Below are 21,879 nucleotides of genomic sequence, written 5' to 3'. Positions count from 1 at the left end.
ATCCGACACCTCCCGCCGGATTCCGGCCGGACCCGACGCCGGGCGGTAGGGGTGGGACCGGACGGCAGGATTGGGGTCGGGCGGTAGGGGTGAAGCCGCCCTGGTCAGGCCGCATCTGGCGACGGAGAGCGACGAAAACTACGCTGCGTCATGGCCCGCTCAGCGCCACCGATGCCGGGACAGCACCCGGCAGGGAGCCCAGGTGCACCCGACTACCGGACCAGAGTGGACGGATCGGCTGCAACCCGCTCGCGGCTTGCCGCATTATTACCAATTACGGCGTACACCCTTGTTGTATGCCCGGATTTGATTGTGGTCTCTCTCCGTAGTCGAGAGTTCCATTTCATTACTGACTGCAATCGTGATCAGCAATATTCCGCCCGGTATGTTATTCGCGTATCGTGCCCCCTCGTGCCACCAGTGCGTTCCTCCGGCGAGTCCACCCCACAGCCGTCCACAGTGGGCCCACTGTCCATTCCGGACAACGGCCCGGTTTCGTTGCCACCCGAGGCGGACGATCGGACCGATCCAGACGGCGCCGCACCCGATCCACGCGAACTCGCCGCGCAGTTCGAGGACGAGAAACCCGGACGGGAACTCGCCGGTCCGATCGGCGTGCTGGTCACCGGAACGACGTTGGCTATCGCGCTGCTCGCGCTCTGGCAGGTGTTCAATCCGCTGCCGCAGGGGAGCAAGTTCTACCTCATCATCTTCCTGGCCGGCATCCTGCCGATGGTCTTCCTGGCGTACCCGGCGGATCTGCGACTGCCCCGGCGACTGCGCCGCACGGGTGCCGACGAGCCGACCGACGCCCCGCCCACGGAGCGACCCAGGCACCGGGGCCCCACCCTGCTGGATTGGCTCCTTGCCGTCGCGGCGCTGGTCAGCTGCCTCTACCCGGTGCTGCCCGTCGGCCTGGCCGACGGCGGCGGCGGGTACGACGCCTTCCTCGATCGGCAGGGCCTGCTGGTCGGCATGGACGTGGCGATGGGCACCATCCTGCTGCTCCTGCTGTTGGAGGCGTGCCGGCGCACCACCGGATGGATCCTGCCGGCGGTCTGCGTGGTCTTCCTCGGTTACGGCTACTACGGCGGCCTGCTGCCCCAGTCCTGGCCGGTGGCCCACGCGGGCCTCGACTTCGGGCAGATCGTCGACGGCCTCTACAACTCCGACAGCGGGTTCTACGGCACCCCGCTCGACGTCGCGGCGACGTACATCGTGCTGTTCACCATCTACGGCGCGGTGCTGGACCTCTCCGGGGCCGGCCGGTTCTTCGTGGAGCTGTCCGCCGCCGCCTTCCGGCGCTCGCGCACGGCCGCCGGGCGCACGGCCGTCGCCTCCGGGTTCCTGCTCGGCACCGTCTCCGGGTCCGGCGCGGCGACGACGGTCAGCATCGGCGCGGTCACCTGGCCCGTCCTCAAGCGGGCCGGCTACCCGCCGGAGCGGGCAGGTGGCATGCTCGCCGCGGCCGGCGTCGGGGCGATCCTCTCCCCGCCCACCCTCGGCGCGGCGGCCTTCATCATCGCCGAGTACCTCGGCGTGTCATACCTCCAGGTGCTCGGCTGGGCCACCGTCCCGACGGTGCTCTACTACCTCGGCATCCTTCTCGCGGTGGAGATCGACGCCCGGCGCTCGGGCGTGCGGCCCGTCGTCATCGACACGGCCTCCGCCGGTCAACTGCTGGCCCGGTTCGGCTACCACTTCCTCTCGCTCTTCGCGATCGTCGGGCTGCTCGCCGTCGGCTTCTCCGCGACGAGGTCCGTGGTGCTGGCCACCATCCTGGCCGCCGTGCTGTCCTTCCTCGACCGTCGGCACCGGCTCACCCCGGCCCGCCTGCTCGCCGCGCTGAGCGCCGGGGTGCGCGGGGTGCTCGCGGTGAGCGCGGTCTGCGCCGCCGCGGGCATCATCACCGCCACCACCACCAAGACCGGCCTCGGCCCCCAGGCGGCTGCGCTGCTGGTCAGCGGCGCCCAGGCCGTCAGCTCCGAGCCGGCCGTGGTGCTGGCGCTCACCGCGCTGCTCGCCGCCGTCGCCCTCACCCTGCTCGGGCTGGCCGTGCCGGTCACCGCCTCGTTCGTGATCGGCTGGGTGATCATCGGCCCGGCCCTGCTGGACCTGGGCGTCAGCGCGCCCGCCGCGGCGATGTTCGTCTTCTACTTCGCCGTACTGTCCGAGGCGTCCCCACCGACCGCGCTCGCCGCGGTGGCCGCCGCCGCGGTGACCGGCGGCCGGCTGGTGCCGACCATGTGGCAGACCCTGCGGTACGCCCTGCCGGCCTACCTCATCCCGCTCGCCTTCGTGGTCACCCCGACCGGCCTCGGGCTGCTCGGTATCGGGGGCCCGCAGCGGATCGCCGTCGCCGCGACGATCGCCGCGCTCAGCGTCGCCGTGCTGGCGGTGGCGGCGGGCGGCTGGCTGCCCGGCGTCGGCCCGGCCGGCACCCCGGAGCGGATTCTCGGCGCGCTCGCCGGACTGACGCTGCTCTGGCTCGAACCCGTGCCCGTCGCGATCGGCGCCGTCCTGGCTGCCGTCATGGTGGCGGGTGTGCTCGTCAGACGCGGTTCCGCCGGCCGGACCGGCGGACCGTCAGCAGGACCAACGGTGAACCATGGGGAGGAAGAACAGTGAGACGGATCAACGTGCGGATCGCAGCGGGGATTGGTGTGCTGGCCCTCGTCGCGACGGGCGCCACCGGTTGCGGAGGCCGGCAGGACGGCGCGACCAAGGACGACGCCGCCAGTGAGATCACCTGCAAGGTCACCGACAGCACCCGTGTCGGCATCGCCACCGGCAACGCCACCGGCGTCTACTACGTGGTCGGCAACGCCCTGGCCACTCAGCTCTCCGGGGCGACCGAGGGCAAGCTGACCGGCACCGCCGCCGAGACCGGCGCCTCGGTGCAGAACATCGAGCAGCTCGTCGGCGGCCAGTACGACGTCGCCTTCTCGCTCTTCGACACGGCGGTCAACGCGGTGCAGGGCAAGGGCACCTTCACGGCCCCGCAGCCGGTCGAGGCACTCGCGCGGATCTACGACAACTACACGCAGGTCGTCGTCCGGGCCGACTCGGGGATCAACTCGGTCGCCGACATGAAGGGCAAGAAGATCTCGACCGGCTCACCCAAGTCCGGCACCGAGGTCATCGCCAACCGGCTGCTGGAGGCCGCCGGCCTCGACCCGGCCAAGGACGTCCAGGCACAGCGGCTCGACCTGACCAAGACCGTCGAGGGTGTCAAGGACGGCAGCATCGACGGCCTGTTCTGGTCGGGCGGGGTGCCCACGGGCGGCCTGACGGACCTGTTCACCACCGCCGGGGACAAGGTGAAGTTCATCGACATCACCCCGCTGCTGCCGAAGATGGCCGAGATCAACCCGGCGTACCAGGCCGGGACCATCGCCGCGGACATCTACAAGACCGCCGCGGCCACCCCGACCATCGTGGTGCCGAACGTGCTGCTGGTCCGCAAGGACCTCAACGCGAACGTGGCCTGCGCGATCGCCCGCACCGTGTTCGACAAGAAGGACGCCCTGGCCCAGGCCAACCCGGCCGCCAAGGGCATCAGCCTGGACAACGCCCGCAAGACCGACCCCGTACCGCTGCACCGCGGCGCGGCCAAGGCGTTGCAGGACCTCGGCGCCAGCTGATCCTCGGTGCCGGGTCCGGGCCGCCCGCCCGGACCCGGCACCCCCGACCACACCCCCCGGAAGGCCCGAGTGTCGCTCCCCACCACCGGCCGCGTACGCCGGCACCACCGGCCTGCCGACCACACCGACCGCCTGTGGTCGGTACGCACCCAACTGCTCGCGCCCATCCTGGTGGCCACGGTCGGCCTGGTGGTGCTGGGGGCGACCCAGACCGCCACCGCCCTGGACGCCTCCGACGACGCGGACCGCGCCCGGGTGCTGGCCGGTACCGCGACCGCCACCGTGCGCCTGGTCCACGAGCTGGAACGGGAACTCGGCGAGACGGCGGCCCTGCGCCAGCGGGGCGGCACCGCCGGGCGTCCCCTCGTCGACGCGCAGCGACGGCGGGTCGACACGTCCGTCGAGCGGTACCGCGACTCCAGCCGGGACGCCCGCCGGGCCGCCCCCGACCTTCGCCAGGTGCTCGACGGCGCAGACGCGCAGCTCGGCCAGCTCGAACCGGCCCGCGGGTCCGCGCTGGGCGGCACCACCGCCGACCCGACCTACCTGTCGCTGGTCGAGTCGCTGCTCGCCGTCGCCGACGCGCTGCCGGCCCAGCTCCGCGACCTGGAGCTGGCCAACGGGGCGCGGGAGGTGGCCTCGGTGGCCGCCCAGGAGCACCTCGCCGCCGTGGAACGCGACCTGCTGCGCACCGTCTTCGTACGGGGCGCGCTGGCGAACGGGGAACTGGTCCGCCTCGGCCAGCTGCGGGGCGCGCAGGAGCAGCGCCAGGCCGAGTTCTCCCGGATCGCCGGCCGGTCGGCGGCGGACACGTACACCCGGCTGGTGGCCGGCACCGACGTCTCCACCGCCCGGCGGATGCGCGACAGCGCGCTCAACGTGGAGACCGAGCCCGCCGGGCTGAGGACCGACGGCGACGCCTGGTACGTGGCCCAGAGCGGGGCCATCCGGCGGTACAACCTGCTCGGCCGGGAACTCTCGGAGGAACTCGACCGCAAGGCCGCCGGCCTGGCCCGGGACGCCCAACAGCGGGCCCTGGCCACCGGTGGCGCGACCACCGCCGTCGCACTGGCCTCGTTGACCGCCGCCGTGCTGCTCGCCGTCCGCACCAGCCGTCGGCTGCGCCGGCTGCGGGTGGCGGCACTCACCATGGCACACCGCGAACTGCCGGAGCGGATCACCGCGATCGCGGCCGGCGACGGCGCGCCGGCCGACGGCGCGGCCACCCGGCTGACCGCCGGCATCGGGCAGGGCCGGGACGAGATCGCCCAGGTCGCCCAGGCCTTCGACACGGTCAACCGGGCGGCCCTACGCCTGGCCGGTGAGCAGGCCGAGGTCCGGATGGACGTGACCCGGATGGCCGAGGCCCTGGCCCGGCGCATCCGTACCCTGATCACCCGGCAGCTGCGGCTGCTCGACGAGTTCGAACGCGAGGAGACCGACCCGGACGCGCTGGCCCGGCTCTTCGCGCTGGACCACCTCGCCGCCCGGATGCGGCGCAACGGGGAGAACCTCCTGGTCCTCGCCGGCGGGGAGCCCGGCCGTACGCACGACGGCGCCCACCTGCTCGCCGACGTGGTCCGGGCGGCCGCCTCGGAGATCGAGGACTACCCGCGGGTGGAGATGGACGTGCCGACCGCCGCGGTGCACGCCACCGCAGTGGGCAACCTGGTCCACCTCCTCGCCGAGCTGCTGGAGAACGCCACCGTCTACTCCCCGCCGGACTCCCCGGTGCACGTCGACGGCCGGCGCACGATCGACGGCCTCACACTGCGCGTGCACGACCAGGGCATCGGCATCAGCGACAGCCGGCTCGCCACGATCAACGAGCGGCTGCTCGCTCCCGCGATGCTCTCCAGCGCCTCGGCCGGCAGCATGGGCCTGCACGTGGTGGCCCACCTGGCGGCCCGGCACGGGGTCCGGGTGCAGCTGCGCAACAGCGGCGCGGGCACCGTCGCGCAGGTCGACATCCCGGAGTCGGCCCTGACCCGCGTCGAGGCGGTCGCCCCGCGCCCCGCCCAGGAGGCGCGTACGCCGGCACCGGTCGCGTTGGAGATGCGCGCGCAGGCGCCACCCGTCCCGCAGGTTCGCGTGCAGACGCCGCCGCCCGGGCCCGGCGTGCGCACGCAGGCGCCGGTCGCCGCCGCGCAGACCGCCTGGTTCCGGCCCCGGACCGGGACCGGTGACCCCGCCGCCCTGCCCGACCTGGCCAGCGTCCACCACGCGCCGACGGTCGCGCTCCCGGTGCTCGGCGCGCGAGCGACCGGGCCGGCCGGCGGCACCGCGCCGCCGTACGCCGCGTCGACCCCGCCCCCGGTCACCGGGGCCGGGCTGCCCCGCCGCACCCGGGGCGGCCAGCTGCCGGCCCCGCTGCACGAGGCCCCGCTGGCGCGTCCGGCGGGTGACCTGCTCGACCCCGAGGTCGTACGGTCCCGGCTTTCCTCGCTCGCCGAGGGAGTGGCCGCCGCGACCCGACGTACCCAGACAACACCCCCCAGGAGAACCCCATGACCCCATCCGTGAGCGCCGGCCTGGACTGGCTCCTGGCCAACTTCGCCGAGCAGGTGCCGGACGTGTCGCACGCCCTCGCGGTCTCCGGTGACGGGCTGCGGCTGGCGGCCTCGCCCCATCTCGCGACCGACCAGGTGGACCAGCTCTCCGCCGTGATCAGCGGCCTGGCCAGCCTGACCATCGGTGCCGCCCGGCTGATGTCGGCCGGCCGGGTCCGCCAGCAGATCGTCGACATGGACGGCGGCGTGCTGCTGGTGATGGCGGTCGGCGAGCGCGCGCTCGTCGGGGTGCTCGCCGCACCCGGCTGTGACCTCGGCCAGATCGGCTACGAGACCGCCATGCTGGTCCAGCGGGTCGCGGAGGCCCTGGAGCCGGCGGTCCGGGCGTGACCGGACGGCCCTCCCGGCTGTTGGCGGCCCTGCTGGCGACCATGCTCGCCGCCGCCGGCTGCGGCACGGACGAGGCCGGGCCACAGCCCTGGCACGACGGCCGGATCTTCCTCGCCACCGGCAACACCACCGGCGTCTACTACCAGCTCGGCGGCGGCTACGCGGACGTGATCACCCGCCACCTGCCCGGCTACGAGGCGCGGGCCGAGCCGACCGGAGCGTCGGTGGAGAACGTCAACCGGCTGGCCAGCGGCGACATGGAGATCGCCTTCAGTCTCGCCGACACGGCGGCGGACGCCGTTCAGGGGCGTGGGGCCTTCGAGGGCCAGCCACAGCCGGTCCGGGCGCTGGCCCGGGTCTACAGCAACTACACCCACGTGATCGTCCGCGCCGACGCGGAGATCACCAAGCTGTCGGAGCTGCGCGGGAAGCGGGTCTCCACCGGTTCGCCGAAGTCCGGCACGGACATCATCGCCGGGCGCCTGCTGACCGCCGCCGGGCTCGACCCGGACCGGGACGTCCGCCGGGCCACGCTGTCCCTGCCGGAGACGGTGACGCGGATGCGGGCCGGCACGCTCGACGCGATGTTCTTCTCCGGTGGCCTGCCCACGCCGGGCATCGCCGACCTGATCTCCAGCGCCCCCGGCACGTACGCACTGCTGCCGCTCGTCGACCTGATGGAGCCGCTCACCGCGCGGCACGGATCGGTCTACACCACGGCGGAGCTGCCGAAGGACGTCTACAAGACGAAGAGCGACACCCCGACGGTCACGGTGGCGAACGTCATCCTGGTCAACGCCGACATGCCCGACCAGTTGGCGTACGACCTGACCCGGCTGCTCTTCACCTACCAGGCGGACCTGGTCAGCGTGCACCGGGAGGGCGGCAACTTCACCCAGCAGAGCGCCGCCGGCACCGACCCGATTCCGCTGCACCCGGGGGCCGCCCGGTTCTACCAGAGCGGGTGAGCCGCGCCGGTCAGACGTCCGCCGGGGCGGTGGCGGCGCGGGCGTCCGCCACGAGGCGGTCCGTCTCGGCGAACACCTCGGGGTCGTCCGTCGGGGTGCCGGGGTCGAAACGGACCGTCCACGTGAGGCCGTCCACCCCCGGCACCCGACGCGCCGCGACCCGGCCGGCGCCACCGGGCACCGGATGGTGCCGGGTGTACGCCACCGACCGGGTGACCCGCTCCCGCACCTGGTGTGGCAGCTCCCCCGGGTCGAGCAGCAGGTAGCTCTCGGCCGGGCAGTCGGCCACCACCAGATAGCTGTCGCGCTCGGCGAGCCGCTCGGCCGGCGTCACCGTCAGTTCCCGGCCGGACCAGACCGCTTTGAGGACGTCGTGCCAGCCCAGCCGGTGCGCCCGGCCGGGCAGCCAGAGCCCGAGGTTGCTGGCCACCACCACGCCGTCGCCCTGGCCGTCGCCGACCGCCGCCCAGGCGAGCACCCGCTCGTCGGCGGCCAGCGGCGGCCGGTCGGCCGGGGGCAGCTTCGGCTTGCGGCGGAACAGTCCCATCACAGCCCTCCCGCGGCCTGCTCGCGCAACGCCCGGGCGTGCTGCTCCAGCGAGAGCAGCTCGCCGAAGGCGGCGAAGTACTCGTCCTTGTTGTTGACCGGGTTGATCCGCTGGATCCGGGACTTCAGGTCCCTGATCCGGCTGGTCACCGAGCCCCACTGCAACCGGGCCACGGTGACCGAGACGTAGCGCGGGTCGGGCTCGCCGTCGATGCGCAGCGGCTCCACGGCCAGTTCGCCGACGAGCGCCCGGGCCGCCAGGTCCTCGCAGGCGTCGCGGACCGACTCGATCCAGACCGCGCCGCCGGCCGCCGTGGCGGCCCCGCCGGCAGCCGCGACAGCCGCCCGCACCGCCGCGTGTACGGGGTGCCGGTAGTCCGACGCCTCGACCGCGTCGAACATCGGCCCGGCCAGCACCGGCTCCTGGAGGGCGAGCTTCAGCGCCTCCCGTTCGACCATCGAGTGCGGGTTGTCGATGACCGGCTCGGCCGGGGCGGGGCGGGGCGCCGGCGCGGCGTCCCTCCCGGCCGTGGCCGACGCTGCGGCCAGCACGGCCCGTTGCACCGGCTCGATCTCCATGCCGAGATCACCGGCGAGCTTGCGGACGTACTCGGGGCGCTTCTCCCGGTCCTTGAGCTTGGCGACCAGCGGTGCGGCCCGGCGCATCGCCTCCACCCGGCCGTCGACGGTGTCGAGGTCGTACCGGTTGATCACGTGGCGGAGCGCGAAGTCGACCAGCGGCTCGCGGCGGGCGACCAGGTCGCGGACCGCCAGGTCGCCCTTGGCCAGGCGCAGGTCGCACGGGTCCATGTTGTCGGGGCTGACCGCGATGAAGGTGCGCCCGACGAAACGCTGGTCGTCCTCGAAGGCGCGCAGCGCGGCCTTCTGGCCGGCGGCGTCCCCGTCGAAGGTGAAGATGACCTCGCCCGCCACGGCGTCGGTGTCCAGCAGCAACCGGCGCAGCGCGCCGATGTGGTCCGCGCCGAACGCCGTGCCGCAGGTCGCCACGGCCGTCGGCACCCCGGCCAGGTGACAGGCCATCACGTCGGTGTAGCCCTCGACCACGACCACCTTGCCCTGCTTGGCGATCTCCCGCTTGGCCTGGTCGATGCCGTAGAGGACGTGTGACTTCTTGTAGATGGGCGTCTCGGGGGTGTTCAGGTATTTCGGGCCGTCGTCGTCGTCGAAGAGCTTGCGGGCGCCGAAGCCGATCACGTCACCGGAGAGGTCGCGGATCGGCCACATCAGCCGGCGGCGGAACCGGTCGATCAGGGTGCCGGAACGCGACGGCCGGGACAGCCCGGCGGTGACCAGCTCGTCGTGGCTGAAGCCCTGCTGGCGCAGGTGCTTGGTGAGCAGGTCCCAGGCGTCCGGGGCGAAGCCGCAGCCGTAGCGCTCGGCGGCGGCCCGGTCGAAGCCGCGCCGGGCCAGGAACTCCCGGGCCGGGCGCGCGCCCGCGGTGGTGAGCTGGGCGCGGTAGAAGTCGACGGCGGCGGCGTGCGCGGCGACGAGGCGCTGCCGCTGCCCGTGCTGCGGGCGCGGGCGCGGCGCGGCGGAGTCGCCCTCGACGTAGCGCAGCTGGATGCCGGCCCGGTCGGCGAGCCGCTCGACCGACTCGACGAAGCTGAGGTGCTCGGCGTCCATCAGGAACTTGATCGCGTCGCCGCCGGCGCCGCAGCCGAAGCAGTACCAGACGTTGCGGGCGGGCGAGACGTTGAACGACGGGCTCTTCTCGTCGTGGAACGGGCACAGCCCCTTGAGGTTGCCGCCGCCGGCCGACTTCAAGGTCACCGTCTCGGAGATGACGTCGGCGATCGAGCTGCGTTCCCGGACCAGCGCGATGTCCTCGTCCCGGATCCGCCCAGCCATGTCCGCCACCCCCTCGGCGTACATCCTGCCCTGCCCCACCGACGCCGCGCCGCCGGGGGACGCCACGGGTGACGACCACCGCCGTCACCTCGGCGGTCACGCCCGCGACGCACCGAGCGCCACCGGTTGTCACGCCCGGCCGGCCGGGGGCATCGGCGGGCACCCGGGCGAGCGGGGGGCGCGCGCCGGTTCAGCGCGGGCGGCGCAGGTAGCGCCGTACCGGTGGCGGGTCCTCCTCGTCGTACGACCGGGCGGCCCGCACGGCGGCGGCGAGCCCGGAGCGGCGGACCCGCGGCGGCGGGTTGACCGCCGGGTCCCGGGCCAGGTCCCGGACCAGGGCGACGGCCAGGCCGAGCATCACCACGACGAACGGCAGGGCGACCAGGGTGGTCGCCTGTTGCAGCGCGTCCAGCCCGCCGACCAGCAGCAGCACGGCGGCCACCGCGCCGATCAGCACCCCCCAGAGCACCACCAGGACCCGGTGCGGGCGCAGCGCGCCCCGGGAGGTCAGCGAGCCGAGCACCAGCGACGCCGAGTCGGCGCTGGTGACGAAGTACAACCCGATCAGCACTATGGCCAGCACGCTGCTCAGCGTCGCCAGCGGCAGCTCGTCCAGCAGGCCGAAGAGCGGCTGCTCGGTGCCCGCCCCGACGTCGGCGACCAGATCCCGGGCACCGGTGGCCTGCGCCCGCAGCGCGCTCCCGCCCATCACCGCGAACCAGACCGCGCTGACCCCGCTCGGCACCAGCAGCACCCCGACGAGGAGCTGCCGGACGGTGCGGCCCCGGGAGATGCGGGCGATGAAGGTGCCCACGAAGGGTGCCCAGGAGATCCACCACGCCCAGTAGAAGATCGTCCAGGAGCCGAGCCACGACGGATCGGAGAAGGCACCGGTGCGGGTGGCCATGAAGACCAGGTTGCTCAGGTAGTCGCCGACCGAGGCCGGCAGCACCTCCAGCGTGTAGATGGTCGGCCCGACCACGAAGACGAAGAGCATCAGCAGCACCGCCAACAGCACGTTGGTGGTGGAGAGCCACTTGATGCCCCGGTGCAGCCCGGAGAAGGCGGAGACCACGAAGGCCAGGGTGAGCGCGCCGATCACGACCAGTTGCACCGTGGTCGTGTTCCGGATGCCCGCCACCAGGTCGAGCCCGGCGGCGACCTGGAGCGCGCCGAGGCCGAGGCTGGTCGCCGAACCGAACACGGTGGCGAAGACGGCCAGCAGGTCGATCGCGCGCCCGATCGGCCCGTCGGCCCGGCGACCGAGCACCGGACGGAAAGCCGCGGAGATCCGGTTCTCCCGGCCCTTGCGGAAGGTCGAGTACGCCAGCGCGAGCGCCACCACCGCGTAGATCCCCCAGGGATGCAGCGTCCAGTGGAAGAGGGTGTACTGCATCGCCGTCGCGCCGGCCGCGCCGGTCTGCGGTGCGACGCCGGTGGCCGGTGGGGGCGTCGCGTAGTGCTGGATGGGCTCGGCGACGGCGAAGAAGACCAGGCCGATCCCCATCCCGGCGCTGAACATCATGGCGACCCAGGCCAGCGTGTCGAACTCCGGCTCGTCCTCGTCGGCGCCGAGCCGGATCCGGCCGAACCTGGTCGCCGCGATGATCACCGCGAGCACCAGGAACGCGTCGGCGGCCACCACGAACAACCAGCCGAAGGTGCTGATGACCCAGGCCAGGCCCGCCTCGCCGAAGCCGGCCAGGGATCCCCGGGCCAGCACGCCCCACGCCACCACGGCCAGTACGCCGCCGACGCTGAGCACCAGCACCAGCCGGTCGACCCGGCCCACGGCCTGCGCCCCGTCCCGTACCTGCCCGCTCATGGTCACCCCCGCCCATCCTGCTGGGCGACGGGGGCGGAACACGGCGTTATCGGGCGAACGTGCCCCTCGGGTGCCCGCTCAGGGACGTCGGTGGCCGGTCAGGCGGGGACGGCGACGGACTCCTCGGCCTCCACCTGCCGGTTCCAGTCGGACTTGCTGGCGCGCCAGCCCTCGTCGTCGAGACCCCGGCGCCAGTAGCCGGAGATGGAGAGCCGCTCGCGGGAGACGCCGCGTTCGACGCGGAGCAGGCGGCGCAACTCCTTGACGAAGGTGGCCTCGCCGTGGACGAAGGCGTGCACCTCGCCGGGCGGGAACTCCAGGGCGCGGACGGCCGCGACCAGGGCTTCCCCGACGGGGCGGTCGCTGCGGTGCAGCCAGGTCAGGTTCAGCGTGCCGGGGCTGGCCAGCTGCTGCTCCTCGGCCGGGTCGGAGACCTCGACGAACACGGTGGCCGGGGCGCCGGCGGGCAGCCGCTCCAGGGCGGCGGCGATGGCCGGCAGCGCGCTCTCGTCGCCGACCAGCAGATGCCAGTCGGCGTCCGGGCTCGGGGCGTACGCCCCACCGGGGCCGACGAAGCGCACCGGGTCGCCGGGGCGCAGCGCGGCTGCCCACGGCCCGCCCAGCCCGGCGTCGCCGTGGTGCACGATGTCGACGGTCAGCTCACCGGCCGACGCGTCCCAGGCCCGCACCGTGTACGCGCGCTGCCGCGGCCACTGGTCCCGGGGCAGTTCGCGACGGATCGCGTTGAGGTCCATCGGGCTCGGATACTCCACGCCCGGCACCGGGAAGACGATCTTGATGTAGTGGTCGGTGAACTCGCCCACCGGCAGGCCGTCCAACTCCTCGCCGCCGACCACCAGCCGGACCAGGTGGGGCGTGGGCCGCCCGGTACGCAGTACCCGGGCGGTCGTGACCTTCATGGGGCGCTCCGTCATGCGGTTAGGTTAACCTAAGTTGGCTCGGCCGCCCATCCCCCGATCCTGCGCCGGCGGTTAACCGCGCCCCGCACCGCGTACCACCCGTGCGTGCCAGGCGACGGCTGCCGGGTCGGTCAGCGAGGCGACCTGGTCGACAACCACCCGGAGCCGGGCCGCGTCGTCCGGCGCGGCCGACCACAGCGGGGCGAAGACGGGATCCAACCCGTCCGGCGCCCGATCGGCCAGGGCGTGCACCAGCTCGGCCAGGACCTCCCGCTGCCGCCGGTAGCGGTCCCCCGCGCCGGGGCGACGCATCACGTACCGCAGGGCGATGCCCTTGAGCAGCGCGCACCGCGCCCGGATCCGCCGGGGCACCACCAGGTCGGCGGCGTACCGGCGGTGCGGACCCGGGCCGTGACGTTCCTGCGTGGCCGCCACCACGGTAGAGACGAAGCGGCCGGTCAGCACGCTGGTGGTCGCCTTCAACGCGGCCTGCGCGCGGTGGCTGCCGTCGTACCCGGCCAGCGGGGCGAGCACCGGATCGTCGAGCAGCTCCAGCAGCACCTCCCCGAGGTCGGCCGGGGACTCGCCGGAGTAGGTGGCGGCGACGTCGGCGCAGAGGGCGGCCCGCTCCTGCGGATCACGCAGCAGCGGACGCAGCGTCACGTATCCACCGTGGATGCCGTCCTCGACGTCGTGCACCGAGTACGCGACGTCGTCGGCCCAGTCCATCACCTGCGCCTCCAGGCAGCGCCGGTCGCCACCCGGGCCACCGGCGCGCAGCCAGGCGAAGAGCGGGAGGTCGTCGTCGTACACCCCGAACTTGCGCTGCCCCCGGCGGCGGGGCCACGGATACTTGCTGACCGCGTCGAGCGAGGCGCGGGTCAGGTTGAGGCCGGCGGACGTGCCGTCCGGGGCGACCACCTTGGCCTCCAGCCGGGTCAGCACCCGCAGCGTCTGCGCGTTGCCCTCGAAGCCGCCACACCCGGCGGCGAGGTCGTCCAGCGCGTCCTCGCCGTTGTGCCCGAACGGCGGGTGCCCGAGGTCGTGGGCGAGCCCGGCCGTGTCCACCACGTCCGGGTCGCAGCCCAGCCGGGCCCCCATCTCCCGGGCGATCTGCGCGACCTCCAGCGAGTGGGTCAGCCGGGTACGCAGGAAGTCGTCGGTGCCGGCCGTGTGCACCTGGGTCTTCGCGGCGAGCCGCCGGAACGCCGCCGAGTGCAGCACCCGGGCGCGGTCCCGCTCGTACGCCGACCGCCCGTACCCGGTGTCCTTCGGCGGTTCGCCGACCCGGCGGGCGACGTCCGGATCATCCGTCCCGGTGTGGACGCTCAATCCTCACGCTGCCGCAGCACACAGAACTCGTTGCCCTCCGGATCGGCCAGCACGGTCCACCCGAGGTCGCCCTGCCCCACGTCGACGTGCCGGGCCCCCATGTCGACCAGCCGCTCGACCTCGGCCTCCTGGTCGTCGGGGCGCAGGTCGATGTGGAGCCGGTTCTTGGTCGTCTTGTCGTCGGCGACCGGCACGAAGACGACGCCCGGCAGGTGGTCGGCGGACCGGCGGATCTCCACCTCGTCCGGTTGCTCGTTCACCACCTGGTAGCCCAGCGCCTCGGCCCACCAGCGGGCGAGCCGGGCGGGGTCCCGGGCGTCGACGGTCAGGCTCTCCCAGGCGCTGCTCATGCTGATCAGGTTACGCCCGCGCGCCGCGGACGGCTCGCCGCCGGTGTGGGCCTGGCGACCGCGCAACCTCCGAACAGTTGAGAGTTGTCGGCCGATCGCCGACGGTTACGGGATCGCGGTCCGGCGTGGCCGGCGGTAGCGTTCCCGGCGCGGAACGTGACCAGACTGAGGGCCCGACGGTGGGAGTGACACCCGTGGACACGGACACGATGATGGGAACGGAATTGCAGGGGCTGCGCTGGCGCCGCCCCGAGGTGACGGGCACGGTGCTGGCCGGCACGGACGGCCTGCTGATCTCCAGCGACCTGCCGGCGACGGACGCCACGCACCTGGCGGCGCTCGCGGCGGCCAGCTTCGGCCTCGGCCACCGGGTGGCCGACACGGTGCGGCACGGCGAGTTCCGGGAATCGGTGGTCCGCACCTCGACCGGCGCGGTCGTCACCTACCCCGCTGGGCGCAACGCCCTGCTGACCCTGGTCGCCGATGCCGGCGCCGACCTGGAGGAGTTGCACGCCGACGCGCGGGCGGTGGCCCGGCGCACCGGCTCGATGTTGGACACCCACCGCCGGATCGGGGCGACGCCGGTGCCCGAGGCGCACGCCGCACTCATGGCCCGCACCTCGGCCGGCCGGCTCCCCCGGCGCGTCACCCCCCACGCCTGGCGCCGCCCGCCGATCTGAGCGGTCGGTCCCGGGAATCGGTCACGCGGAGCCGGGCGTACGGCTCCGCGCCCACGGCAGCGGCCCGCCCGCACAGGTCGGGCCGCTGCCGTGCGGCTCTGCCCGCACGGGCCGCCCGCCCCACGACAGGCCGGCCGCGGACCTGCTCCCCCGGGTCCGCCGCCGGCCTGTCGCATCCTCCGCGTCAGCGGCTGTCGGAGCCGTCCGTCTCGACCGCCGCGCGGCCGGCCTCCAGTCGGGCGACGGGCACCCGGAAGGGCGAGCAGGACACGTAGTCCAGGCCGACCTCGTGGAAGAAGTGCACCGAATCCGGATCGCCGCCGTGTTCGCCGCAGACCCCGAGCTTCAGCCCCGGCCGGGCCGCCCGGCCCTCCTCCGCGGCGATCCGCACCAGCCGGCCCACCCCGTCGCGGTCGATCGACTCGAACGGCGAGATGCCGAAGATGCCCAGCTCCAGGTAGCGCCAGAAGAACGCACCCTCGACGTCGTCGCGGGAGAAGCCCCAACCCATCTGGGTCAGGTCGTTGGTGCCGAAGGAGAAGAACTCTGCCGCCTCGGCGATCTGACCAGCGGTCAGGGCCGCCCGGGGCACCTCGATCATCGTGCCGATCAACACCTCGACGCCGCTGTCCCCGACCACCTCGGCGATGATCTTCTCAGCCTCGGCGCGGACCGTCTCCAGCTCCTGCACCGCGCCGACCAGCGGGACCATGATCTCCGGTCTGGCCACCGCACCGCCGCGGGTGACGGTGACCGCGGCCTCCGCGATCGCCCGGACCTGCATGGCGAACAGGCCGGGGATGACCAGGCCGAGGCGGACGCCACGCAGACCCAGCATCGGGTTCTCCTCGTGCATCCGCCGGACGGCGGCGAGCAGCGCCTCCTCCTGGGCGACGTCCTCGCCGCGTTCCTGGGCGACCGCCACGTTGACCGCGAGCTGCTCCAGCGGGGGCAGGAACTCGTGCAGCGGCGGGTCGATCAGCCGGACGGTGACGGGCATCCCGTCCATCTCCCGGAAGATCTCCTCGAAGTCCGCCCGCTGCAACGGCAGCAACGCGGCCAGCGAGGCCTCCCGCTCGGCGTTGTCGCGGGCCAGGATCAGCCGCTCGACCAGCTCACGCCGGTCGCCGAGGAACATGTGCTCGGTGCGGCAGAGGCCGATGCCCTCCGCGCCGAAGCGCCGGGCCCGGGCGGCGTCCGCGCCGGTGTCGGCGTTCGTGCGTACGGCCAGCCGCCGCCGGGCGTCGGCGTGCGACATGATCCGGTGTACGGCCCGGACCAGCGCGTTGTCGACGTGCTCGGGGTCGAGGCTGCCCTCGAAGTACTGCACCACCTCCGACGGCATGACGGGCACCTCGCCGAGGTAGACCTTGCCGGTGGTGCCGTCGACGGAGACGACGTCGCCCTCGACGACCGTCTGCCCGGCGACGACGAACCTGCGCTGCGGGACGTTGACCTCGATCTCGTCGGCACCGGAGACGCAGGTCTTGCCCATGCCCCGCGCCACCACGGCGGCGTGGCTGGTCTTGCCGCCGCGGGAGGTGAGGATGCCCTGGGCGGCGATCATGCCGTTGAGGTCGTCGGGGTTGGTCTCCCGGCGGACCAGGATCACCGACTCCCCCTCGGCGGCCAGTTCGACCGCGCGGGCGGAGGTGAAGACCACCTTGCCCGACGCCGCGCCCGGCGACGCCCCGATGCCCTTCGCCACCGGCTGGAACTCGTGGTCGAGCCGGAACCGCGGGAACATCAGCTGCGCCAGTTGCGCGCCGTTGACCCGGTGCAACGCCTCGTCGAGGTCGATCAGGCCCTCGTCGACGAGTTGCCCGGCGATGACGAACGCCGCGGCGGCGGTGCGCTTGCCGACCCGGGTCTGGAGCATCCAGAGCTTGCCGCGCTCGATGGTGAACTCGATGTCGCAGAGGTCCTTGTAGTGGCCCTCCAGCCGGGCCATGATGCCGAGCAGGTCGTCGTAGGACTGCTTGTCCAGCCGCTCCAGGTCCTGCAACGGCACGGTGTTGCGGATGCCCGCGACCACGTCCTCGCCCTGCGCGTTGGCCAGGTAGTCGCCGTAGATGCCCTGGGCGCCGCTGGCGGGGTCGCGGGTGAACGCGACGCCGGTGCCGGAGTCCGGGCCGAGGTTGCCGAAGACCATCGCCACCACGTTGACCGCGGTGCCGAGTTCGGCCGGGATCCGCTCCTGTCGGCGGTAGAGCACCGCGCGCTCGGCGTTCCACGACTCGAAGACCGCGCGGATGGCCAGGTCGAGCTGCTCGCGCGGCTCCTGCGGAAACTCCCGCCCGGTGTGCTTGGAGAAGATCTTCTTGTACGCGTCGACCAGCCCTCGCAGGTCGTCGGCGTCGAGGTCGAGGTCGTTGTGGGTGCCCTTGGCCCGCTTGACGTCGTCGAGCGCGTGCTCGAACTCCTCGCCCGGCACCTCGCACACCGTCTTGCCGAACATCTGGATCAGGCGGCGGTAGGAGTCCCAGGCGAACCGGTCCGCGCCGCCGGGGGTGGACTGCTCGCCCGAGCCGCCGGCCTGCCGGGCGAGCCCCTGGACGCTGCGGTCGTTGAGTCCGACGTTGAGGACGGTGTCCATCATGCCGGGCATGGAGAACTTGGCGCCGGAGCGGACGGAGACCAGCAGCGGGTCCTCCGGGTCACCGAGGCGCTTGCCCATCGCCTGCTCCAGCGACGCGAGGTGCGCGGCGATCTGGTCGGCCAGGCCGTCGGGCTCCGCCCCGGTGGCGAGGTACGCCTTGCAGGCCTCCGTGGTGATCGTGAAGCCCGGTGGGACCGGCAGGCCGAGATTGGTCATCTCGGCCAGGTTGGCCCCCTTGCCGCCGAGCAGGTCCTTGAGGTCCTTGTTGCCCTCGGCGAAGGCGTAGACGTACTTGTGTTCCACCGTCTCTTGCGTTGCCACCAGAGCCCTCCCACGCGCGCCGGTCCGACACTTAACGAAGGTTCAGTTGCTCCCAGTACCCCGGGGCGGGCCACCGGTAATCCCGATGCCGAGCCGGTCGGTGGGCGAAGGCTAAGCGAACTTCGCGCGGCCTGGGACCGTTCGGTGACAATAGGCACAGCCATCACGACTATCCGTGTTCGTACCGGTTTTTGGGAACGCTTCCATGCGCACGATCACGCAATTCCGGCCCTGCCTCGTAGTCTTGACCACACGCTTTTCGGTGAACCTGACCTTTGCCATAACCGTCGTAAATACACCCTTCGGAGCCGATGCCGTGCCCACCGCGCCCACCGCCGACCCGGAGCCGCTCGACCCGTCCCGCGCCCCCGCGAACGAGCGGTCGGCCAGGCACCCCGACCTACCCGGCCACCCCGACCTACCCGGCCACGAACCGGCCGCCGCCGAGCTCGCCCGGGCGGCGACCCGGGCCGCCGGCGACCTGCTCGCCGCCCCGGCCCGGACCGCCGAAGACCTGCCCGCGCTACCGGCCCGGACCGCCGACGACCTGCCCGCGCTACCGACCCGGACCGCCGACGATCAGTCACCCCGGCTGGCCCCGACCGCCGACGACCTGCCCACCCTGCCGGCCCGGACCCGGCTGGGCGACGTCGTGCCCGCCCCGGAGCGGGTCACGCCGGTCCCGGACGCCGATTTCGTGCTCACCGCCGACGCGGTGATCCGGGTGAGCGCCGACGCCGCCGCCCGCACGGTCGCCGGGCAGCTCGCCGCCCTGCTCCGACCAGCAACCGGGCACCCGCTGCCGGTGACCGACGCCGCCCGGCCAGACCCGGCCGGCGGCATCACCCTGGCGCTGGTCGACTCCGACGACCTCGGCCGCGAGGGCTACCGGCTGGAGGTGACGTCCGACGGGGTACGGATCGAGGCCGCCACCCCGGCCGGGCTCTTCTTCGGCGCACAGACGGTGCGGCAACTCCTGCCCCCGGCCATCGAGAGCCCGACGCCGGTCGCCGAGCGCTGGACACTGCCCGGCGGGTCGATCACCGACCGGCCCCGGTTCCCCTACCGGGGCGCGATGCTCGACGTGGCCCGGCACTTCTTCGGCGTACCGGACGTGCTGCGGGTGATCGACCACCTGGCCCGCTACAAGCTCAACCACCTGCACCTGCACCTCACCGACGACCAGGGCTGGCGGATCGCGGTCGACTCCTGGCCCCGGCTGGCCGAGGTCGGCGGGGCGAACGAGGTGGGCGGAGGGCCGGGCGGGCACTACACCCGCGACGACTACCGGCGGATCGTGGCCTACGCCGCCGAACGGCACGTCACCGTGGTGCCGGAGATCGACCTGCCGGGGCACACCCACGCGGCGCTGAGCGCGTACGGCGAACTGGCCCCGGACCGCGTCGCGCCGCCGCCGTACACCGGCACCGAGGTCGGCTTCAGCTACGTCGACCCGACCAGCGAGCGGACGTACGAGTTCGTCGCCGACGTGCTGGCCGAGATCGCGGCGCTCACCCCCGGGCCGTGGCTGCACATCGGAGGCGACGAGGCGTTCAAGGTGCGCCCCGACACGTACGCGGACTTCGTCGAGCGGGCCCAGCGCATCGTCGCCGACACCGGCAGGACGGTGGTGGGCTGGCACCAGATCGCGCCCGCCGCACACGCCGAGGGGCGGGTGCTCCAATGGTGGGGCACCACGGGCGACGACCCGGTCACGGCAGACGCCGTACAGCGGGGCGCGCGGGTCGTCCTCTCCCCCGCCAACCACGCCTACCTCGACATGAAGTACGCCCCGGACACTCCCATCGGGCACGACTGGGCCGGCCTGATCGACCTGCCCCGGGCGTACGACTGGGACCCCGGTGCCCACCTGACCGACGTGCCCGCCGACGCGGTGCTCGGGGTGGAGGCACCGCTGTGGACCGAGTCCATCACCTCCCTGGCCGAGGTCGAGTTCATGATCTTCCCGCGCCTGCCCGCGCTCGCCGAGCTGGGCTGGTCACCCCGTGCGACGCACGACTGGGCCGGGTTCCGCGGCCGGCTGGCCGGGCACGGCCCACGCTGGACCGCCGCCGGCATCGCCTTCCACCGCTCGCCGGAGATCCCCTGGCCGGCAGGACGGCCGGCTCCCGCCGGCTCCCCGGCGACGATCCCCACCCAGCCCGGCCCCGAGGAGGTTGCCGTGCCCACCCCGTCCGCCTGACTCCCGCGGGCACGGGCCCTATTGGCGCGAACGTGTCTCCGCGTCCCGTCCGCCCGATTTCCCACCGGGGCACGGACCCACTAGCACGAGTATGTCTCCGCGTCCGTCCGCCCGACTCCCCACGGGGCACGCACCCGGCGGGCAGCCCGGGCGGGTTCCTCCCGCTCGCCGACCGAGTGATCGGTCCTACTGTTGCCACCGCCGTACGACTCTGGTCGGTGCCGCGTCTCCCGACGGACGCGACTTGTCCGCCTTGCCACTGACGCAATCGACGAACGCCGCACGGCCCACGCAACGGTGATCAGGACGCCATGGACCCTACGACGGCCGGGTAACGTCCATGGCGTCCTGATCACCGGAGCACTCAAGCTGATGTCGTAGACGACCCACGCTGCCCTTCCGGCACGGGCCACTCGCCGCCGCCCGCCGAATCCGGGACGGACGGGACATCACTACTGAATCGTTTACGCCATCAGCTCGACAGGCGCTCACCGCACCATGCTCACGCGATGACCGACGGCGGCGGATCAGGCGAAGAATGCGCCGAGTGTCCGTTTCGCGTCGTCCGGTGCGCGCCCAGATGTCCCCTCCAGGTCGGCGGCGTCCCGTGACCGGCACCACCCGGACGGCGGAATCGTGGGCCGGCCCGGGTCGTTGAACATGGCATACCCACGGCGCTCCCCGCTCCCCGTGCCACGGTGGCCCGACCGGCCGGCGGAATGGATTGCCGAGCCCGGTCGTTGAGACACCCCGACGCCCCGAGCAGGCCCCGCCGCCGGAGCGATCCCTTCCGACACCCCCCTTTCGCGACACACCGCTCCCCCGCGTGTGCCGTACCCCCGATCGAAAGGTGCTGTCATCATGCGTACCGACATCTTCCGCAAGACCGCCCTGACCGCCGCCGGGCTCGCCTTCACCGGCGGCGCCATCGCCGGCCCCATCACCGCCGCCCACGCCGCCCCCACCCCCACCGAGGGCAAGCCGGTGTCGGTCAGCCAGGACCGCAAGAACAGCGAGCGGGAACTCGACGTCCGCTACGAGGCCCAGCCGAACTTCTTCTACTGCGGCCCCGCCGCCGCCCGCAACGCCCTGAGCGTGCAGGGCAAGAACATCGACGTCGACGCCATGGCCAAGCGAATGGGCACCACCGAAGCCGGCACCAACTCCATCAACGACATCACCCCCGTCCTGAACAAGGAAACCGGCAAGGACGCCTACCGCTCCGTGGAGATCCGCGAGCCCAAGGCCGACGACAAGCAGACCGACACCCTACGCACCGACATCGTCAAGGCCGTCGACGAGGGCCACGCCGTGGTCGCCAACATCGCCGGCACCGCCACCGACACCGACGGCACCACCCACTCCTTCGAAGGCGGCCACTACATCAGCGTCGTCGGCTACCGCGACAACGGCAACACCGTGACGATCTCCGACTCGGCCGACCCCAACCAGGCCTCCTACCGGATGAACGTCGACAACCTCGCCGACTGGATCGCCACCCGCGGCTACACCTCCTGACCCACCACACGCAGCACCTACGACAAGGGCCGACCCCCACAAGGGGCCGGCCCTTTCGTCGTCTCTTCCTGCTCGCCGTCACCGATGGGGGCAGCACGCAAGGAACCGCACTCCGAGACCGCAACGGCGCTGCCCGTCGGCCGTACCGGGGACCGCTGGCCGGGCAGGGCCGATTGCCGGGGACCTGGCCGGGTAGGGCCGGTC

The 21,879-nt window shown here is 73.2% G+C and carries 15 protein-coding genes; 8 read left to right on the top strand and 7 right to left on the bottom strand.

The annotated features are described in order from the left end of the window. Nucleotides 1-411: 411 nt before the first annotated feature. The 5 genes from GA0070608_RS16745 (at nucleotide 412) to GA0070608_RS16725 (ending at nucleotide 7,512) form a co-directional block, all read left to right on the top strand. Nucleotides 412-2,628, top strand: a complete 2,217-nt coding sequence (locus tag GA0070608_RS16745; RefSeq protein WP_218107517.1) for a TRAP transporter permease — start codon at nucleotides 412-414, stop codon at nucleotides 2,626-2,628. Beyond that, the gene (locus tag GA0070608_RS16740) at nucleotides 2,625-3,644 is read left to right on the top strand and encodes a TAXI family TRAP transporter solute-binding subunit (RefSeq protein ID WP_091629049.1); all 1,020 of its coding nucleotides are present in this window, start codon (nucleotides 2,625-2,627) and stop codon (nucleotides 3,642-3,644) included. The genes GA0070608_RS16745 and GA0070608_RS16740 overlap by 4 nt, the downstream gene beginning before the upstream one ends. Nucleotides 3,645-3,713: 69 nt before the next feature. Continuing rightward, nucleotides 3,714-6,155, top strand: a complete 2,442-nt coding sequence (locus GA0070608_RS16735) for a sensor histidine kinase (protein ID WP_091629047.1) — start codon at nucleotides 3,714-3,716, stop codon at nucleotides 6,153-6,155. Next, on the top strand, nucleotides 6,152-6,544 hold the full coding sequence (locus GA0070608_RS16730) for a roadblock/LC7 domain-containing protein (RefSeq protein WP_091629045.1): 393 nt from the start codon (nucleotides 6,152-6,154) through the stop codon (nucleotides 6,542-6,544). Before GA0070608_RS16735 ends, GA0070608_RS16730 begins: the two co-directional genes overlap by 4 nt. Beyond that, complete coding sequence (locus GA0070608_RS16725; RefSeq protein WP_091629043.1) at nucleotides 6,541-7,512, top strand: TAXI family TRAP transporter solute-binding subunit; 972 nt, start codon at nucleotides 6,541-6,543, stop codon at nucleotides 7,510-7,512. The genes GA0070608_RS16730 and GA0070608_RS16725 overlap by 4 nt, the downstream gene beginning before the upstream one ends. Nucleotides 7,513-7,522: 10 nt before the next feature. On the opposite strand, the gene GA0070608_RS16720 is transcribed toward GA0070608_RS16725, so the two are convergent. The 6 genes from GA0070608_RS16720 to GA0070608_RS16695 all read right to left on the bottom strand — a co-directional run bounded on the left by GA0070608_RS16720 (nucleotide 7,523) and on the right by GA0070608_RS16695 (nucleotide 14,354). Next, nucleotides 7,523-8,059, bottom strand: coding sequence for a hypothetical protein (locus GA0070608_RS16720; RefSeq protein ID WP_091629041.1), 537 nt, complete (start codon nucleotides 8,057-8,059; stop codon nucleotides 7,523-7,525). After that, nucleotides 8,059-9,951: a DNA primase gene (dnaG, locus tag GA0070608_RS16715; protein ID WP_091629039.1), complete on the bottom strand. Its 1,893-nt coding sequence runs from the start codon at nucleotides 9,949-9,951 to the stop codon at nucleotides 8,059-8,061. The genes GA0070608_RS16720 and dnaG overlap by 1 nt, the downstream gene beginning before the upstream one ends. Before the next feature lie 166 nt (nucleotides 9,952-10,117). After that, entirely contained in the window at nucleotides 10,118-11,752 is a 1,635-nt protein-coding gene (locus GA0070608_RS16710; protein ID WP_091635297.1) for a BCCT family transporter, read from the bottom strand. A gap of 98 nt (nucleotides 11,753-11,850) precedes the next feature. Beyond that, on the bottom strand, nucleotides 11,851-12,687 hold the full coding sequence (locus GA0070608_RS16705; RefSeq protein WP_091629036.1) for a siderophore-interacting protein: 837 nt from the start codon (nucleotides 12,685-12,687) through the stop codon (nucleotides 11,851-11,853). Between the two features lie 57 nt (nucleotides 12,688-12,744). Further along, on the bottom strand, nucleotides 12,745-14,004 hold the full coding sequence (locus GA0070608_RS16700; protein ID WP_091629034.1) for a deoxyguanosinetriphosphate triphosphohydrolase: 1,260 nt from the start codon (nucleotides 14,002-14,004) through the stop codon (nucleotides 12,745-12,747). Then, nucleotides 14,001-14,354, bottom strand: coding sequence for a VOC family protein (locus tag GA0070608_RS16695; protein WP_091635292.1), 354 nt, complete (start codon nucleotides 14,352-14,354; stop codon nucleotides 14,001-14,003). Before GA0070608_RS16695 ends, GA0070608_RS16700 begins: the two co-directional genes overlap by 4 nt. Nucleotides 14,355-14,566: 212 nt before the next feature. Here GA0070608_RS16695 and GA0070608_RS16690 point away from each other — a divergent pair, with 212 nt between their 5' ends. Further along, nucleotides 14,567-15,034: a roadblock/LC7 domain-containing protein gene (locus GA0070608_RS16690; protein ID WP_245715809.1), complete on the top strand. Its 468-nt coding sequence runs from the start codon at nucleotides 14,567-14,569 to the stop codon at nucleotides 15,032-15,034. Between the two features lie 184 nt (nucleotides 15,035-15,218). On the opposite strand, the gene ppdK is transcribed toward GA0070608_RS16690, so the two are convergent. Beyond that, nucleotides 15,219-17,954 (bottom strand): pyruvate, phosphate dikinase, encoded by a 2,736-nt coding sequence (ppdK, locus tag GA0070608_RS16685; protein WP_091629030.1) that lies wholly within the window; start codon nucleotides 17,952-17,954, stop codon nucleotides 15,219-15,221. Nucleotides 17,955-18,270: 316 nt separating this feature from the next. Here ppdK and GA0070608_RS16680 point away from each other — a divergent pair, with 316 nt between their 5' ends. Together GA0070608_RS16680 and GA0070608_RS16675 are read left to right on the top strand one after the other, a co-directional pair. Then, nucleotides 18,271-20,157, top strand: a complete 1,887-nt coding sequence (locus tag GA0070608_RS16680) for a beta-N-acetylhexosaminidase (RefSeq protein ID WP_245715808.1) — start codon at nucleotides 18,271-18,273, stop codon at nucleotides 20,155-20,157. 861 nt (nucleotides 20,158-21,018) lie between these two features. Then, the gene (locus GA0070608_RS16675) at nucleotides 21,019-21,675 is read left to right on the top strand and encodes a C39 family peptidase (RefSeq protein WP_091629025.1); all 657 of its coding nucleotides are present in this window, start codon (nucleotides 21,019-21,021) and stop codon (nucleotides 21,673-21,675) included. The last annotated feature ends 204 nt before the right edge of the window (nucleotides 21,676-21,879 follow it).

Source organism: Micromonospora peucetia (genome assembly GCF_900091625.1).
GTDB lineage: Bacteria > Actinomycetota > Actinomycetes > Mycobacteriales > Micromonosporaceae > Micromonospora > Micromonospora peucetia.
Note: the sequence above shows the minus strand (reverse complement) of the source record. Positions and strands in the feature narration are given on the sequence as shown.